At 67.9% G+C, this 333-nt stretch carries 1 protein-coding gene; it reads right to left on the reverse strand.

The features are described 5' to 3' along the window. Positions 1 to 30: 30 nt before the first annotated feature. A partial coding sequence (locus L687_RS0120685; RefSeq protein ID WP_031206679.1) for a phage holin family protein occupies positions 31 to 333 on the reverse strand: 303 nt, incomplete at its 5' end.

Below are 333 nucleotides of genomic sequence, written 5' to 3' on the forward strand. Positions count from 1 at the left end.
GGTGAACAGAGAGACCGCCCGAGGCCGGAGTCAGTCCGCCTCGACCGAGTCGTCGCGGAGGTGCGCGATGTGCGCCGCGTGCCGGGCCAGGTGGTTCGGTGAGCGGCGCACGAACAGCCAGGCCACGAGCAGCACGACGAACCAGATCGGCGTCACGAGCAGCGCGGTCAGCGTGTCGGGCTGGGTCGTGAGCGCCCACAGGATGAACACGAAGAACGCCAGCACCACGTAGACCATGAACACACCGCCGGGCAGCCGGAAGGTCGACGCGGCGACCTTGTCCTTGCGGGTGCGGCGGTACACGAGGTAGCTGCACAGGAAGATCGTCCAGAC

Origin of the sequence: Microbacterium maritypicum MF109 (assembly GCF_000455825.1) — a bacterium.
Classification (GTDB): domain Bacteria; phylum Actinomycetota; class Actinomycetes; order Actinomycetales; family Microbacteriaceae; genus Microbacterium; species Microbacterium maritypicum_A.